Below are 15163 nucleotides of genomic sequence, written 5' to 3' on the forward strand. Positions count from 1 at the left end.
AGCAAACGAGGCAGGCACGATGACTCAGGCAACGCAGGAAAGTAAGCAAAACCACGCGCGCAAGGTGGCGCTCGTGACGGGCGCGGGCAGCGGCATCGGCCGCGCGTGCGCGCGCAAGCTGCTCGCGAACGGTTACGCGGTCGTGCTCACGGGCCGCCGCGCCGAGCCGCTCGACGCGCTCGCCGCCGAGGCGCGCGCGGCGGGCCAGGACGCGCTGGCCGTGCCGTGCGATGTCAGCGACGCGGCGGCCGTCGAGTCGCTGTTCGAGACGGTGCGCCAGCGCTACGGCCGTCTCGATCTGCTGTTCAACAACGCGGGGCGCAACGCGAAGGCCGTCGATATCGACGAGCTTTCCGTGGAGGACTGGCGCGCCGTGGTCGATACGAACCTGACCGGCGTCTTTCTCTGCACGCGCGCGGCGTTCGCGCTGATGAAGCGGCAAAGCCCGCAAGGCGGACGCATCATCAACAACGGTTCGATTTCGGCGCATGCGCCGCGTCCGTTCAGCATCGCGTACACGGCGACCAAGCACGCCATCACCGGCCTCACGAAGTCGGTGTCGCTCGACGGGCGGCGCTACGACATCGCCTGCGGCCAGATCGACATCGGCAACGCGGGCACCGACATGGCCGAGCGCATGGCGCGCGGCGTGCCGCAGGCGAACGGCGAGATCGCCGTGGAGCCGCTGATGGACGTGGAACTGGTCGCCGACGCGGTGCTGCACATGGCGCAGCTGCCGCTGGCCGCGAACGTCCAGTTCATGACGATCATGGCGACGAAGATGCCGTTCGTTGGGCGAGGATGAGGGTGCGTAGGCTGGTGTAGGCCGACATAGGCGACTTCGGCGCGCGCTGGGCGGGTGGCGGGGCGCCCGCACGCGCAAACGCGCGCTCCCGTATACTGGACGTCGAATCATTACGACGTTTGCCCCATGTCATTGTCTTTGCGTCCCGAGGACGACCCGCGCCCCGAACCGCCCGAGCGGCCCAACGATGGCGATTGCTGCCAGAGCGGCTGCGAGCCCTGCATCTTCGATCTCTATGCCGAGGAGGTGCAGCGCTGGCGCAAGGCGCTCGCGGAGTGGGAAGCGCGCGAAGCCGCGCGCCAGGCCGCCGAGGCCGAACCGCCGCGCTGAATTCCGCGCCGTCCTGCGTCCCCAACCCCGCCGAGCCGTCATGTCCGAATCCCTCGATCTTCCTGCCGTGAGTGCGCCCGCCAATGTGCCGGACGCGCCGGATGCGCTCGATGCGCTTCAGGCGTTCGCCGAGCGCCATCCGCGCCTGTTCGTGCTGACCGGCGCGGGCATCAGCACGGACTCGGGCATCCCCGGTTATCGCGACGAAAACGGCGCCTGGAAGCGCTCGCCGCCGATCACGCTGCAAGAGTTTCTCGGCTCGGACAGCTCGCGCCGCCGTTATTGGGCGCGCAGCATGCTGGGCTGGCCGACCGTCGGGCTCGCGCAGCCGAACGGCGCGCATCGCGCGCTCGCGCGGCTCGAAACCGCGGGGCGCGTGGGCGCGCTGGTCACGCAGAACGTCGACGGCCTGCATCAGCGCGCGGGCAGTCACGGCGTGATCGAACTGCACGGCAGCATCGGCCACGTGCATTGCCTCGCCTGCGGCGCGCAGTACATGCGCGCCTCGATCCAGCCGCAGCTGGAGGCGCGTAATCCAGCGCTCGCGGGCGCGTTCGCGGAACCGGCCGCAGACGGCGATGCCCATCTCGACTTCGACGGCGAACACGCCTTCGACATTCCGGCCTGCGAAGCTTGCGGCGGCATGCTCAAGCCGTCGGTGGTGTTTTTCGGCGAGAACGTGCCGCGCGAGCGCGTGGCGTCGGCGTCGGCGTCGCTCGATGATGCCGATGCGGTGCTCGTGGTCGGCTCGTCGCTGATGGTGTATTCGGGCTATCGCTTTTGCGCGTGGGCGCAGCAGCGCGGCAAGCCCGTGGCCGCGATCAACCTCGGCAAGACGCGCGCCGATCCGCTGCTCGCGCTCAAAGTCGAGGCGCCGTGCGCCGCGACGCTCGACGCGCTGGCGGCGCGGCTCGGCGTGTGAATTTCGCGCCGTTTTTATCGCCGCAAGCGGGAAGGAAATCGACAGGAAATCGAGAGGAAGCCGACCGATGCTGACCACGACCGCCGAACTCGAAGCCCATTACGGCACGCCGCACGAGCGCGCGCTGCGCAAGGAAATCGACCACGTGAACGCGGATTACCGCCGCTTCATCGAGCTTTCGCCGTTTGTCGTGCTGGCCACGGGCGGGCCGGACGGGCTCGACTGCTCGCCGCGCGGCGACGCGCCGGGCTTCGTGCGCGTGCTCGACGAGCGCACGCTCGCGCTGCCCGACCGGCCTGGCAACAATCGCGTCGACAGTCTGCGCAACGTGGTGGCCGCGCCGCAGGTCGGCCTGCTGTTCATGGTGCCGGGCGTGGGCGAGATGCTGCGCGTGAACGGCCGCGCGCGCGTGAGCGTCGACGCCGGGCTGCTCGAACGCTTCGCCGTCGACGGCAAGCCGCCGCGCTCGGTGATGCTGATCGACGTCGAGAGCGTCTATTTCCATTGCGCGAAGGCGATCGCGCGCTCGAACCTCTGGGACGCGTCGCGCCACGTCGAGCGCTCGCAACTGCCGAGCGCGGGCGACATGCTGCGCCGCGTGAACGACGAGCAATACGGCGAATCGTTCGACGTCGCGCGCTATGAAGCCGATCTCGCCGAGCGCATGAAGAAAAGCCTGTACTGAGCGCACCTTCTCCATTTTTCCGTTTCATATGACCGTTTCCGATCCCAGCCCGCGCCCCGAGCGCCTGCACGCGCCCGCCGCCGAACGCAACGCCGCGCCGATCCTCGACGTGCTGCGCGGCGCCTTGCCCGCGCGCGGCACCGTGCTCGAAATCGCCAGCGGCACCGGCCAGCACGCGGTGCATTTCGCTTCCGCGCTGCCGGGCATCGACTGGCAGCCGAGCGACGCCGATCCGCGCGCCCGCGCCTCGGTGTCCGCCTGGCGCGCACACACGGGGCTCGCCAATCTGCGCGAGCCGATCGATCTCGACGTGCGCCGCGAACCCTGGCCGATCGGCCAGGTCGACGCCATCGTCTGCATCAACATGATTCATATTGCGCCGTGGGAAGCCGCTGTTGCCTTGCTGAAAGGCGCGGGCGCGCGGCTTGCGGATGGCGGCGCGCTGGTGCTGTACGGCCCGTACCGGCGCGGCGGCGCGCACACGGCGCCGAGCAACGAAGCCTTCGACGCCGATCTGCGCGCGCGCGACCCGTCCTGGGGCGTGCGCGATATGGAGGCAGTGGAGGCGCTCGCGGCGGCCGAAGGGCTCGTCTGCGAGGCCGTGGTGGCGATGCCGGCGAATAATTTCAGCCTCGTTTTCCGCAGGCAGGCAGCGGCGGGCCGCGAGTAGGCGATAATCGCGGCCCTCGGGCCGGGATGCCGTGCGCGCCTTCGCGCAGCGCACGGACGTTTCCCTTATGCTTGCACGATCGACGCGCGGCGCGAGGCCGCGCGCGCGTCACCCCAATTGATTGAAGTGGAGAGTCAACATGAGCAAACAGGCAATCGGCGTGGTGGGTCTGGCCGTGATGGGGCGCAATCTTGCGCTCAACATCGAGAGCCGCGGCCATGCGGTGTCGGTGTTCAACCGCAGCCGCGAAAAAACCGATGAGCTGATCGCTGAATTCCCCGAGCGTAAGCTCGTGCCGGCCTACACGCTCGAAGAATTCGTCGAGTCGCTCGAAAAGCCGCGCCGCATTCTGCTGATGGTCAAGGCCGGCGAAGCGACCGACGCCACCATCGAGGCGCTCAAGCCGCTGCTGGACAAGGGCGACATCCTGATCGACGGCGGCAACACGCATTTCACCGACACGATCCGCCGCAACCAGGAACTCGCGAAGGCGGGCCTGCATTTCATCGGCACGGGCGTGTCGGGCGGCGAGGAAGGCGCGCTCAAGGGTCCGTCGATCATGCCGGGCGGCCAGCGCGACGCGTACGATCTGGTGGCACCGATCCTCACCGAAATCGCGGCGAAGGCGCCGGCGGACGGCGAGCCGTGCGTGGCCTACATGGGCCCGGACGGCGCAGGCCACTACGTGAAGATGGTGCATAACGGCATCGAATACGGCGACATGCAGCTGATCGCCGAAAGCTACGCGGTGCTCAAGCAGGTGCTCGGCCTCACGAACGAGGAGCTGGGCGAGGTCTACACCGAGTGGAACGCGGGCGAGCTCGACAGCTACCTGATCGAAATCACCTCGAAGATCTTCCAGAAGAAGGACGACGAAACCGGCCAGTATCTCGTCGACGTGATCCTCGATCGCGCCGCGCAGAAGGGCACGGGCAAGTGGACGAGCCAGAACGCGCTCGACCTCGGCGCGCCGCTGCCGCTGATCACCGAAGCGGTGTTCGCGCGCGTGCTGTCGTCGCTGAAGACGCAGCGCGTCGCGGCCAGCAAGGTGCTCGCGGGCCCGGACGCCAAGCCGTTCGCGGGCGACCGCAAGGCGTTCGTCGAGTCGGTGCGCCGCGCGCTGTACTTCTCGAAGGTCATCTCGTACGCACAGGGTTTCGCGCAGCTGCGCGCCGCCTCGGACGAGTACAAGTGGGATCTGCAATACGGCACGATCGCCAAGATCTTCCGCGCGGGCTGCATCATCCGCGCGCGCTTCCTGCAGAAGATCACCGACGCCTACGCGAAGGACCCGCAGCTCGATAACCTGCTGCTCGACCCCTATTTCCGCGATATCGCCGCGAACTACCAGGCCGCGCTGCGCGACGTGGTGATCCAGGCGGTGGCGGCAGGCGTGCCGGTGCCGGCGTTCTCGTCGGCGGTCGCGTATTTCGACGGCTATCGCTCGGAGCGCGTGCCCGCGAATCTGGTGCAGGCGCAGCGCGACTTCTTCGGCGCGCACACCTTCGAGCGCACCGACAAGCCGGGCAGCTTCCACGCCGACTGGTCGTGACCGGTCCTGATCGCCGACGCTGAGCGCCCGCGTGCGGGCGTGGTGTAAGGGGCTATCGGCCCCATAGTCGTTGCGGGCTTTTGTCTGAATAAAAGGGGAACCAACCGGGTTCCCCTTTTTTATTACCAATTTTGCAACGGTGTTTTTTGTTATTAGGGTTTTCCCTAGATCAAGGAAACGCCTAAACTTTCATCAAGCGCTGAGGAAAACAAAGCCCGAAGCGCAAAAAAACAGATGGAGGTTAAATCATGAACAAGCTCATTCCCGCCGTTGTCGTTGCAGCAGCACTGGCCATCCCGGCGATCTCGTTCGCCCAGTCGAGCCAGCAAGGTCTGACCCGCGCACAAGTCCGCGCGGAGCTCGTCGAACTCGAGCAGGCTGGTTACAACCCGTCGCTCGACCATGTGAATTACCCCGAAAACATCCAGGCCGCCCAGGCTCGCGTGAACCAGGAAAAGCTGGCGAACGGTGAAACCAGCGGCTACGGCGCTCCGGCCGTCGGCACCTCGCAGTCGGGCGCCCCGGTGCAGCCCGCGCATGTCGCGCCGTCGCAAGCCGTGTATTTCGGCCACTAAGCAAGTTGGTGGCTGGCAGTATCGGCGAGATCGCTCAGTGCGGTCTCGCTAACCAGGCAGTGAAGCAGTCGAAGTTGTTGTGAGTTGTGCCCAGAGAGCAGAGAGCGGTTGTTGTGTGTTGTTGAAGGTGAAGTAGAAGTGGCAGGTGCAGTGCAGTAGCAGGTTGTTTGGGTTGTAGAGGTTGCAGTGTGTAGCAGGCAGTAGAGGTTGCAGTAGGCAGTTGCAGGTCGCAGTAAGCACACAGAGGTGCAGTACGTAGTAGAGGTTGCAGTACGCAGTTGAAGTTGATTTACGCAGTAGAGGTTGTAGTACGCAGTTGAAGTTGCAGTACGTAGTAGAGGTTGCAGTACGCAGTTGAAGTTGCTTTACGCAGTAGAGGTTGCAGTACGCAGTTGAAGTACGTAGTAGAGGTTGCAGTACGCAGTAGAAGTTGCTTTACGCAGTAGAGGTTGCAGTACGCAGTTGAAGTTGCTTTACGCAGTAGAGGTTGCAGCACGCAGTTGAAGTTGCTTGACGCAGTAGAAGTTGGTAGTAGAAGCACGCAGTTAGCAGTAGATGTTGAAGTCGGCAGTAAGCAAAGAGGTTGAAGTTGGCAGTTGCAGTGCGTAGTGAGTAGTAGCAGCAGTCGCTGTATGCAGCAGAAGTGCGCAGCACGCAGTAGAAGTGAAAATGCAGTACGCAGTAGCAGCAGTCCAGCGCGGCCCGGTCGAGAACCGGCCCGCGCTTTTCTTTTGGGCGCGTGATCTGGCGATGCGGCGGCGCGAAGCCGCGCCTCAGCGTCCGTGCAAATGCGGTACGCCTTCGCTGCTCGTCACGGTCAGTTGATGAATCGCGCGGTGCGCCTTGTTCAATTGCGCCTGCGCCGCAATGCGCTGCGCCTCCAGTTGCGCCACGTCCTTGCGCACCTGATGCTGGCGCGCGCTCACGCGGTGCTCCTGCTCGGAGTGCCGTTGCAGATCCACGCGCAGCCGTTCGGCCTGCGCTTCCGAATCCTCGATTTGTCTCGCCAGCAGCACGTTTTGCGCGCTCAGCTGCGCCAAGCGCGTTTCGCCGTCGGCGAGGCGCGTCGCTTGCTCTTGCAGATGGTGAAACACCGCGCTCGCCGAATCGATGTCGTTGGCGCGGAACGCATGCCAGAGCGTGCCGTCCTGATGCAGCGCCACGAAATAGCCCAGCGACTCGCTGTGAAACAGCATCGTCACCGTGTAATCGAAGCTGCGAAACGAGCGAAACGTGGTCAGCGTGCGTGTGGCGACGAGCGCCTCGAACGACGCGCCATCGGCGATCTGCACCGGACGCCCGCTCAGATGCGCGGGCATGGCGGGCACCGCGTGCAGCGTCGAAACCGGACGCGGCGCGCCGCCGATGTGGCTCGGCATGCGCGCGGTCACGGCGGCGTCGGCGCTGACGCTGACGCGCTCATCGAGGCTGTCGGCGTTGTCGCGTTGATCGGCGGCTTCGGTTTCGGGGTGCGGCGGGTGGTCGGTTTCGTGGATGCGGCGAGCGGCTTGGGCGTCCGCGGAAGCGTCGGCGGCTTCCTGCGAGGCGTCGCGCGCCACCGCGACGAGATGCGATGACGGAGACGGGCCGCCCGGCTGAGCGGCATGACGGCGGTTCAGAAAGGATTTCACGGCGTTTCCCCCAGAGGATCACGCCGCTCGTCCGTGGCGCGCGCGGGGCGGCCGGGGCGGCGGCATGTCGGCAAGGCGGGACAGGCGCGCGCCGGCGGGCGCGGTCCGCTCCGCGCGGTCCTGCGGCGCCTCAGTGCAAGAGGCGCGAGCGGCGTGCGATGTCGTCGAACAGCGCACGGCCGGGTTCGAGCGCGAACAGCCAGGTTTCGTCGTAGCCGCTCAGGGTGTCGAGCGCGTCGCGCAAACGCTCGATCACCACAGCCGGAATCTGCACGGTCGCGTCGGCGCCGCCCGAGATCCCCGCGACGCTCGCGTGCTGGACCAGTTCGTCGGCGGCTTCGGCCACGTCGGCGGCAAAAACGAGATGGTTATTGAGCAATTCGACCAGCCCCGGAGACGCGGCGACGTCTTCGACATTGAGCTGGACGGACAGGAAAGTGGCTTTGTTCATGCTCGAAATCCTCACGGACGTGGGGCCGCGGCGAGAGGCGCATTGTCTCTTTCGTCTGATTATCTGATGAGCAGCTTGAGGCAGTATAGGCGAGGGGGCGAACAGAAGAGTCGTGTTTGTCCTTGCAGACTGTAGGGCGGTTCTGACGAGCGTCGTATGCTGGTTGAAAACCGGGAGACGGGCGCCTTGAAAGGGCCGTCGCGCCCGGAACGATATAATGGGGGCCGTTCGCCATATTGAGCGGAGGGTCTCGCGGGCGAACGCCGGCGGTCCCACGCGCATCCAGATATACGTATCCCCGACGTACGTAGCGAGGAACAAGCGAGGTATAGCAAGATGAATCGACAACGGCGAAACCCGGGCGCATACGCGGCACTGGCCGCGCTCACGCTCGTCTGCAGCGCCTGTACGCTCACCCCGTGGGAGGGCCAGCCGAGTTCGGCGCCCACCGCATCGACCACGGGCGTCCCGGCCGGTTATTACCGCGTCAATCCAGGCGATACGCTCTCGCGCATCGCCTCCGCCTACGGCCAGCGGCCGCAGGATCTCGCAAGCTGGAACCAGCTGCCGTCGAACGCGCAGGTGCTGCCCGGCCAGGTGCTGCGCGTCGCGCCGCCCGCGAACTACGCGGGCGCCGCGCCTCAGCAGCCCGGGTTCGGCGCGCCGAATTCCGCGCCGGCTGCAGCCGGCGTGGCCGCGCCCGCGCCTGTCGCGCCGCAGCTCACGCTGGCCTGGCCCGCGCGCGGCCCGATCCTGCAACGCTTCGTGCCGGGCAAGTCCACGGGCATCGTGATCGGCGGCCAGCCGGGCGCGCAGGTTCGCGCCGCCGCTGCCGGGCGCGTGGTCTACGCGGGCACGGGCATCGAGGCTTACGGCCCGCTCGTCATCATCAAGCACAACGATCAGACCGTCACGGCTTACGGCCACAACGGCAGGCTGCTCGTGAAGGAAGACGACGCCGTCACGCAAGGCCAGCCGATCGCCGAAATGGGCGTCGACAACAACGGCGTCGCGGGCGTGCAGTTCGAGGTGCGCAGCGACGGCAAGCCCGTCGATCCGCTGCCGCTGCTCTCGCGCTAGTCTCTTTCTCCCCGTCGAACGGATGCGCGGCGCTCAGGCGCCGCGTTTTCTTTGTATCGGCCGTTTTTTCCGCCACGGCTGCTTTTTGCCGATTCGCGGCAGATTTCTAGCCGATTCATAGCCGATCCGCGCCGATTCCCCTCATCGCCCGCCGCCTTTCTCTTGCCGCCGCCGATTTTTCGCACGGTTGCCTCGTCGCGCCGTTTGAAAATACACTCGATGATTCCCATGCCGCGCGGCTCTGAGCGCGGCCGTCACGAGGACTTCGAGGACTTCATCGCATGATCGATTTGCGCAGCGACACCGTCACCCGTCCGGGCCCCGCCATGCTTGCCGCCATGAGCGGCGCCGAAACCGGCGACGACGTCTGGGGCGACGACCCCACCGTGCTGCGCCTGCAGGCGCGCGTGGCCGAGCAGGCCGGCAAGGAGGCGGGCCTGTTCTTCCCGAGCGGCACGCAGAGCAACCTGGCCGCGCTGATGGCGCATTGCGGACGCGGCGACGAGTACATCGTCGGCCAGGCGGCCCACACGTATAAGTACGAGGGCGGCGGCGCGGCGGTGCTCGGCAGCATCCAGCCGCAGCCGCTCGACAACGCGGAAGACGGCTCGATCCCGCTCGAACGCATCGCCGCCGCGATCAAGCCGATCGACGATCACTTCGCGCGCACGCGTCTGCTGGCGCTCGAAAACACCATCGGCGGGAAAATTTTGCCGGCGGCCTATGTCGCCGAGGCGACGCAGTTCGCGCACGGCCGCGGGCTCGCGACGCACCTCGACGGCGCGCGCGCGTTCAACGCGGCGGTCGGTTCGAAACAGCCGCTACAGGCGCTGACGGCGGGCTTCGATTCGGTGTCGCTCTGCTTTTCGAAAGGGCTGGGCGCGCCGGTGGGTTCGGTGCTGGTGGGCAGCCGCGCGCTGATCGACTCGGCGCACCGCTGGCGCAAGATGCTGGGCGGCGGCATGCGCCAGGCGGGCGTGCTGGCGGCGGCGTGTCTCTACGCGCTCGATCATCATGTCGAGCGTCTCGCCGACGATCACGCGAACGCCGCGCGCCTCGCGGCCGGGCTCGCGCAGATCGACGAGGTCAAGGTGATGTCGCACGCCACCAACATGGTGTTCGCGCAGTTCCCGCAGGCCGATTGCGCGCCGCTCGAAGCGTGGCTCAAGGAACGCGGCATCCTCACGCAGATGCTCTATGCGTCGCGCTTCGTCACGCATCTCGACGTGAGCGCCGCCGATATCGACACCTTCGTCGACGCCGTGAAGGCGTACTTCAAGCGCTGACCCAGGCGCGGATTCAACCGGGCGCGCGCCGCGAAACCGCCGACGCGCGCCGCTTCAGCGGTTCACCGGCACTTCACTTGCGCACCGCGCGGTGCGACGGCGCGAACAGGCGCAAGCCGCTCGCGATGCTCGCCGCCGCCGAGAACGCCGCGCCGAGACCGAGCGCGAGCGTCGGGCCGCGCGAACCCACGATCCCGAAACACAGCGCCACGAGCGCCGCGCCCGTGGTCTGCCCGAGCAGACGCGAGACGGCGATGGTGCCGCTCGCGCCGCCGCTGCGCTCGGGCGGCGCGGCGGCCATGATCGCGCGCAGATTCGGCGACTGGAAGAAACCGAAGCCCGCGCCGCAGATCGCCATGCGGATCACGATGTCGGGCACGCTCGGATGCACGGGCAGCATCGCCAGCGACGCCATGCCCGCCGCGAGGATCGCCAGCCCGATCGCGCCGAGCAGGCCCGGCGGATAGCGGTCGGACAGCCGCCCGGCGATGGGCGCGGCGGCGGCCACCACGACCGGCCAGGGCGTCATCAGGAAGCCGGTTTCCACCTGGCTGCGCATCAGCACGGTTTCGAAATAGAACGGCAGCGAGACGAACGCGAGGCCCTGCGCCGCGAACGAGCAGACCGCGGTCAGCGACGACAGCGCGAACACGGGCCGCTTGAACAGGTCGACGGGCAGCATCGGCGCGGGATGACCGGCTTCGCGGCGGATCAGCAGCAGGCCGAACACCAGCGCGATCACGGCGGCGATGCCCACTTCGCGCAGCGGCGCGCGCTGCGCCGCCTCGCCGAGCGCGAAGATCAGCGCGGCGAAGGTCACGAGATTGAGCAGCGCCGCGAGCGGATCGAAGCTGTGCTTGCCGCGCGCGGTGTGCGGCAGCGCGGGCATCGCGAACACGAGCGCGATGGCGCCGAGCGGCACGTTGATCGCGAACAGCCACGGCCAGGTGCCCGCCGAGAGAATCAGCGAAGCGATGGTCGGACCGATGGCGAACGACACGCCCACGATCAGCGCGTTCATGCCGAGGCCGCGTCCGAGCCGGTGCGGCGGATAGAGGAAGCGGATCAGCGCCGTGTTGACGCTCATGATCGCGCTCGCGCCGAGCCCTTGCAGCACGCGCGCCGCCGCGAGCGCGCCGAGCGTGGGCGAGACCGCGCAGGCGAGCGAGGCCACCGTGAAGATCGCCAGCCCGGCGATATAGATGCGCCGATGCCCGACGATGTCGCCGAGCGCCGCGAGCGGCAGCAGCGTGGCGACCATCGCGAGCTGGTAGGCGTTGATGATCCAGACCGAGGCCGCGGGCGCCGCGTGCAGGTCGGTGGCGATGGCGGGCAGCGCGGTGTTGGCGATGGCGGTGTCGAGCGTCGCGAGCGCGACGGCGAGCATGATCGCGGCCATGGCGCGGCGGTTTTTCGCCGACATGGGCTCGTCGGCGCGCGGCGTGGTGTCGGGCGGCGCGGTGTGGGTATCGGACAAGGCGGCGGTCTCGGGCGAATCGGAGGGCGTGCGCGCGCGGCGCGGCTGTAGTGCGATTGTTACAGACGCGGCGCGTTTGTGCAGCGCCTGCTTCAGAGCGTGAGGCGCTTGTAAGGCAAGCGCTCGCGACGTCGCGCGCGAGGGTGCGAGGTCTCGCGCAAGAGGAGGCAAATGAGGCGGCAAGTGAGGCGGCAAGTCGTCGGATGCCATCGTCCGATGTTTGGAACGCAACTAACCGCCAACCTCGCCGCATCGGGCCGAGTCCCCCGCCTCGCGTGCCGCGAGCGCTTTCGCGGCATGGCGAATCAGGCGCGTTCGCCATGCCGCGCTGCCGCACGCGATCCGAAAATGTCCTAATCTGCAAACTGATCTGCGTCTGCGGGCCTGGGGCCTTCATGCGAAGTGATGCGAACCGGTGCGAGTCGATGCGAATCGATGCGGGCCACTGAGGCACGCAATCGAACGCATCCGAACGCAATCGCATGCACTCGAACGGTGCCCGCGCGCAGCCCCTGAACGACCGCGCGCCACCGCATCTGCTGGCATCTGCTCGCATTCGCGGCGCGTCGCTTTTCCGGGAGGCATTCGATGACAGCAGTCGGTCTTGAGTTCGACCAGTTGAAGAGCAGCGCCGATGCGCTGCGCCGCTCCATCTCCAATCGCCTGATGTATGGCGTCGGCAAGGACGCCGTCACGGCGCGCCCGCAGGACTGGCTGCACGCCGCCGCGCTCGCCGTGCGCGACCGGCTGGTCGAGCGCTGGATGATCACCACGCGCCGCCAGTACGATCAGGACGTCAAACGCGTCTATTACCTGTCGATGGAATTTCTCATCGGCCGCACGTTCTCGAATGCGCTGCTCGCGCTCGGCATCCACGATCAGATGAAAGAGGCGCTCGCCGATGTCGGCGTGGACCTCGATTCGGTGATCGACCTCGAACCCGACGCCGCGCTCGGCAACGGCGGCCTCGGCCGGCTCGCCGCGTGCTTCCTCGACTCGATGGCGACGCTCGGTATTCCGGGCTTCGGCTACGGCATCCGCTACGACTACGGCATGTTCCGCCAGCAGATCATCAACGGCGAGCAGGTCGAAGCGCCCGACTACTGGCTGCGCTCGGGCAATCCGTGGGAGTTTCCGCGCCCCGAGGTGCAGTATCCCGTGCACTTCGGCGGGCGCACCGTGCAGCGCGACGGCCACGTCGAATGGATCGACACGCAGCACGTGAACGCGATGGCCTACGACACCGTGATTCCCGGCTACGCGACCAGCGCGACCAACACGCTGCGCCTGTGGTCCGCACGCTCCGACGAGGAACTCGACCTTTCCGCGTTCAACAAGGGCGATTATCAGCGCGCGGTCGAAGCGAGAAATATTTCGGAGAACGTATCGCGTCTGCTCTATCCCGACGACTCGACGATGGCGGGCCGTGAGCTGCGTCTGCGTCAGGAATATTTCTTCGTGTCGGCGACGATGCAGGATCTGATCCGCCGCTATCTGCGCACGCACAGCACGTTCGGCCGCTTCTCCGACAAGGTCGCCGTGCATCTGAATGACACGCATCCGGTGCTGGCGATTCCCGAATTGATCCGGCTGCTCGTCGATATCCATCACATGCCGTGGGACGAGGCGATGGGTCACATCAAGCGCGTGTTCTCGTACACGAATCACACGCTGATGCCCGAAGCGCTGGAAACCTGGGACGTCGAACTATTGGCGCGCCTGCTGCCTCGTCACCTCGAAATCATCTTCGATATCAATGCCGCGTTTCTGCGCGAGGCGAGCGAGAAGGGCACGCACGATCTGGACTTTATCCGCCGCATTTCGCTCGTCGACGAATACGGTCAGCGGCGCGTGCGCATGGCGTATCTCGCGATCGTCGCGAGCCACAAGGTGAACGGCGTTTCGAAGCTGCATTCGCAATTGATGACGCGCGATATCTTCGGCGATTTCGCGCGGCTCTATCCCGAGCGCTTCACCAACGTGACGAACGGCATCACGCCGCGCCGCTGGCTCGGGCAGGCGAGTCCGCCGCTGGCGCGGCTCGTCGACGACACCATCGGCACGCGCTGGCGCACCGATCTGTTCGAACTGGGCGCGCTGCGCAAGCTGGCGGGCGACCCGGCGTTCGAGACCGCGTTCCGCGCGGCCAAGCGCGAAAACAAGGTGCGTTTGATTCGCCGGCTCACGGCGCGCACGGGGCTGCCGTTCGACCCGGACGCGCTGTTCGACATGCAGGTCAAGCGCATCCACGAATACAAGCGGCAACTGCTCAACGTGCTGCACGTGATCACGCGCTACAACCGCATTCTCGCGGAACCCGAGCGCGACTGGGTGCCGCGCGTGGTGCTGTTCGCAGGCAAGGCCGCTTCGGCGTATCGGATGGCGAAGATGATCATCCGCCTGATCAACGACGTGGCCGAGAAGATCAATCACGATCCCGTGGTCGGCGACCGGCTCAAGGTGACGTTCGTGCCGAATTACGGCGTGAGCGTGGCCGAGGTGCTGATTCCGGCGGCCGATCTCTCCGAGCAGATTTCGACGGCGGGCACGGAAGCGTCGGGCACCGGCAACATGAAGCTCGCGCTCAACGGCGCGCTGACGATGGGCACGCTCGACGGCGCGAACATCGAGATCCGCGACGCCGTGGGGCCGGACAACATCTTCATCTTCGGCCACACGTCCGATCAGGTCGATGCGCTGCGCTGCTCGGGCTACCGGTCCCGTCAGGTGTACGAAGAAAATGCCGAGCTGCGCGCCGTGCTCGACCAGATCCGCACGGGCTTTTTCTCGCCCGGCGATCCGGCGCGCTACACGGACATTTTCCACACGCTCGTGGACTGGGGCGATCACTACCTCGTGCTGGCCGACTACGCCGCGTTCGTCGAGGCGCAGGAAGCCGCCGACCGCCGCTTCGTCGACGTGCCGGCCTGGACGGCGAGCGCGATCGAGAATATCGCGGGCATGGGGACGTTTTCGTCGGATCGGGCGATTGCCGAATACGCGCGCGACATCTGGCACACGCGGCCAATCGATCTCGAGTGACGTGCGCGGACGCGGGCGGTAATCAGGTGGCTGGCGAGGAGGCTGGCTGGCGCGCGGGAGCGGCTCGGGGCCGATGCTGGCCGCGCGGTGCGAGGTTCGGTTCTCGGCCCGGTTCGCGGCTCAGTTCGTAGCTCAGTTCGCAGGACTGGCGGGCGGACGGGCGCTGGACGTATCGGCGGCGGGTGCGGTGGCGGCGTCGGCTTTGGCGGCGCGCACGGCCTGCTCGACGCGTTCGAGGAAGGCGCGGTCGCCGCTCACGACGGCTTCGCGCGGCGCGCCGCCCACCGTCACGATCAGGCGATGCGAGACTTCTTGCCAGATCCACGCGAGCCAGCCCACCACGGCCAGCATCACGCCGGAACCGAGCGCGGCGCCCGAGCCCCAGATGCCGCCGGCCGCGGCGATGGCCACGCCGATCAGCGAGATCGCGACCGGCACCACGCGGCTGCGCTCCACGGTGACGATGCGGGTGTCTTCGATGTCGCGCATCGCGATCACCTGACCGGCGGCGGACAGCGAAGTGCGGGTGACCGTCACGGCCGCTTCGTTGAAAGGAAGTTCCATCGATTCGAATGCTGCGAGTGGAAAGGCCGCAGCGTACCAGAAGCGCGCGCGCGGCGGCAGATCGCGTGCTGCCGCAGACCGCCTCCCGCCGCG

General features: G+C 67.0%; 14 protein-coding genes. 10 read left to right on the forward strand and 4 right to left on the reverse strand.

Annotated features, from left to right (window positions below; all coding sequences use genetic code 11):
* Positions 1 to 19 precede the first annotated feature (19 nt).
* The 7 genes from U4Y88_RS20910 (at position 20) to U4Y88_RS20940 (ending at position 5539) form a co-directional block, all read left to right on the forward strand.
* Positions 20 to 805: an SDR family oxidoreductase gene (locus tag U4Y88_RS20910; protein ID WP_321786071.1), complete on the forward strand. Its 786-nt coding sequence runs from the start codon at positions 20 to 22 to the stop codon at positions 803 to 805.
* A 126-nt stretch (positions 806 to 931) separates the two neighbouring features.
* Entirely contained in the window at positions 932 to 1135 is a 204-nt protein-coding gene (locus U4Y88_RS20915; RefSeq protein WP_310631210.1) for an oxidoreductase-like domain-containing protein, read from the forward strand.
* Positions 1136 to 1175: 40 nt separating this feature from the next.
* The gene (locus U4Y88_RS20920; RefSeq protein ID WP_321786073.1) at positions 1176 to 2057 is read left to right on the forward strand and encodes an NAD-dependent protein deacetylase; all 882 of its coding nucleotides are present in this window, start codon (positions 1176 to 1178) and stop codon (positions 2055 to 2057) included.
* A 67-nt stretch (positions 2058 to 2124) separates the two neighbouring features.
* The gene (locus U4Y88_RS20925; RefSeq protein WP_310631208.1) at positions 2125 to 2742 is read left to right on the forward strand and encodes a pyridoxamine 5'-phosphate oxidase family protein; all 618 of its coding nucleotides are present in this window, start codon (positions 2125 to 2127) and stop codon (positions 2740 to 2742) included.
* A gap of 28 nt (positions 2743 to 2770) precedes the next feature.
* Positions 2771 to 3412 (forward strand): DUF938 domain-containing protein, encoded by a 642-nt coding sequence (locus U4Y88_RS20930; RefSeq protein ID WP_321786075.1) that lies wholly within the window; start codon positions 2771 to 2773, stop codon positions 3410 to 3412.
* Positions 3413 to 3551: 139 nt separating this feature from the next.
* A complete protein-coding gene (gene gndA, locus U4Y88_RS20935) occupies positions 3552 to 4964 on the forward strand; it encodes an NADP-dependent phosphogluconate dehydrogenase (RefSeq protein WP_224013630.1) in 1413 nt (470 codons plus the stop codon).
* 248 nt (positions 4965 to 5212) lie between these two features.
* Complete coding sequence (locus tag U4Y88_RS20940; RefSeq protein WP_224013629.1) at positions 5213 to 5539, forward strand: DUF4148 domain-containing protein; 327 nt, start codon at positions 5213 to 5215, stop codon at positions 5537 to 5539.
* A gap of 773 nt (positions 5540 to 6312) precedes the next feature.
* Here the strand turns inward: U4Y88_RS20940 and U4Y88_RS20945 are convergent.
* Positions 6313 to 7170 carry a DUF2968 domain-containing protein gene (locus tag U4Y88_RS20945; RefSeq protein ID WP_321786077.1) on the reverse strand — a complete coding sequence of 286 codons (858 nt, stop codon included), beginning with the start codon at positions 7168 to 7170 and terminating at the stop codon, positions 6313 to 6315.
* A 130-nt stretch (positions 7171 to 7300) separates the two neighbouring features.
* Positions 7301 to 7621 carry a hypothetical protein gene (locus U4Y88_RS20950; protein ID WP_224013627.1) on the reverse strand — a complete coding sequence of 107 codons (321 nt, stop codon included), beginning with the start codon at positions 7619 to 7621 and terminating at the stop codon, positions 7301 to 7303.
* 336 nt (positions 7622 to 7957) lie between these two features.
* Between U4Y88_RS20950 and U4Y88_RS20955 the strand changes: the two genes are divergently transcribed.
* Both U4Y88_RS20955 and ltaE read left to right on the forward strand, forming a co-directional pair.
* Positions 7958 to 8701, forward strand: a complete 744-nt coding sequence (locus tag U4Y88_RS20955; protein WP_224013626.1) for a murein hydrolase activator EnvC family protein — start codon at positions 7958 to 7960, stop codon at positions 8699 to 8701.
* 281 nt (positions 8702 to 8982) lie between these two features.
* Entirely contained in the window at positions 8983 to 9987 is a 1005-nt protein-coding gene (gene ltaE / locus U4Y88_RS20960) for a low-specificity L-threonine aldolase (RefSeq protein ID WP_321786078.1), read from the forward strand.
* Positions 9988 to 10060: 73 nt separating this feature from the next.
* On the opposite strand, the gene U4Y88_RS20965 is transcribed toward ltaE, so the two are convergent.
* Positions 10061 to 11410 (reverse strand): MFS transporter, encoded by a 1350-nt coding sequence (locus U4Y88_RS20965; protein WP_224013672.1) that lies wholly within the window; start codon positions 11408 to 11410, stop codon positions 10061 to 10063.
* A 642-nt stretch (positions 11411 to 12052) separates the two neighbouring features.
* Here U4Y88_RS20965 and U4Y88_RS20970 point away from each other — a divergent pair.
* The gene (locus tag U4Y88_RS20970; RefSeq protein WP_321786080.1) at positions 12053 to 14506 is read left to right on the forward strand and encodes a glycogen/starch/alpha-glucan phosphorylase; all 2454 of its coding nucleotides are present in this window, start codon (positions 12053 to 12055) and stop codon (positions 14504 to 14506) included.
* Positions 14507 to 14638: 132 nt separating this feature from the next.
* Here the strand turns inward: U4Y88_RS20970 and U4Y88_RS20975 are convergent, their stop codons facing one another.
* On the reverse strand, positions 14639 to 15070 hold the full coding sequence (locus U4Y88_RS20975) for a DUF6232 family protein (RefSeq protein WP_321786082.1): 432 nt from the start codon (positions 15068 to 15070) through the stop codon (positions 14639 to 14641).
* Between the last annotated feature and the right edge of the window lie 93 nt (positions 15071 to 15163).

Origin of the sequence: Paraburkholderia sp. J94, assembly GCF_905220285.1 — a bacterium.
GTDB lineage: Bacteria > Pseudomonadota > Gammaproteobacteria > Burkholderiales > Burkholderiaceae > Paraburkholderia > Paraburkholderia tropica_A.

Excerpts from the sequence above, each read along its gene's own strand:
- U4Y88_RS20965 (WP_224013672.1), bottom strand. The coding sequence starts at position 11,410 with ATGTCGGCGAAAAACCGCCGCGCCATGGCCGCGATCATGCTCGCCGTC.
- U4Y88_RS20950 (WP_224013627.1), bottom strand. The coding sequence starts at position 7,621 with ATGAACAAAGCCACTTTCCTGTCCGTCCAGCTCAATGTCGAAGACGTC.
- U4Y88_RS20920 (WP_321786073.1), top strand. The coding sequence starts at position 1,176 with ATGTCCGAATCCCTCGATCTTCCTGCCGTGAGTGCGCCCGCCAATGTG.
- U4Y88_RS20955 (WP_224013626.1), top strand. The coding sequence starts at position 7,958 with ATGAATCGACAACGGCGAAACCCGGGCGCATACGCGGCACTGGCCGCG.
- gndA (WP_224013630.1), top strand. The coding sequence starts at position 3,552 with ATGAGCAAACAGGCAATCGGCGTGGTGGGTCTGGCCGTGATGGGGCGC.
- U4Y88_RS20910 (WP_321786071.1), top strand. The coding sequence starts at position 20 with ATGACTCAGGCAACGCAGGAAAGTAAGCAAAACCACGCGCGCAAGGTG.
- ltaE (WP_321786078.1), top strand. The coding sequence starts at position 8,983 with ATGATCGATTTGCGCAGCGACACCGTCACCCGTCCGGGCCCCGCCATG.
- U4Y88_RS20940 (WP_224013629.1), top strand. The coding sequence starts at position 5,213 with ATGAACAAGCTCATTCCCGCCGTTGTCGTTGCAGCAGCACTGGCCATC.
- U4Y88_RS20970 (WP_321786080.1), top strand. The coding sequence starts at position 12,053 with ATGACAGCAGTCGGTCTTGAGTTCGACCAGTTGAAGAGCAGCGCCGAT.
- U4Y88_RS20925 (WP_310631208.1), top strand. The coding sequence starts at position 2,125 with ATGCTGACCACGACCGCCGAACTCGAAGCCCATTACGGCACGCCGCAC.
- U4Y88_RS20915 (WP_310631210.1), top strand. The coding sequence starts at position 932 with ATGTCATTGTCTTTGCGTCCCGAGGACGACCCGCGCCCCGAACCGCCC.
- U4Y88_RS20975 (WP_321786082.1), bottom strand. The coding sequence starts at position 15,070 with ATGGAACTTCCTTTCAACGAAGCGGCCGTGACGGTCACCCGCACTTCG.
- U4Y88_RS20930 (WP_321786075.1), top strand. The coding sequence starts at position 2,771 with ATGACCGTTTCCGATCCCAGCCCGCGCCCCGAGCGCCTGCACGCGCCC.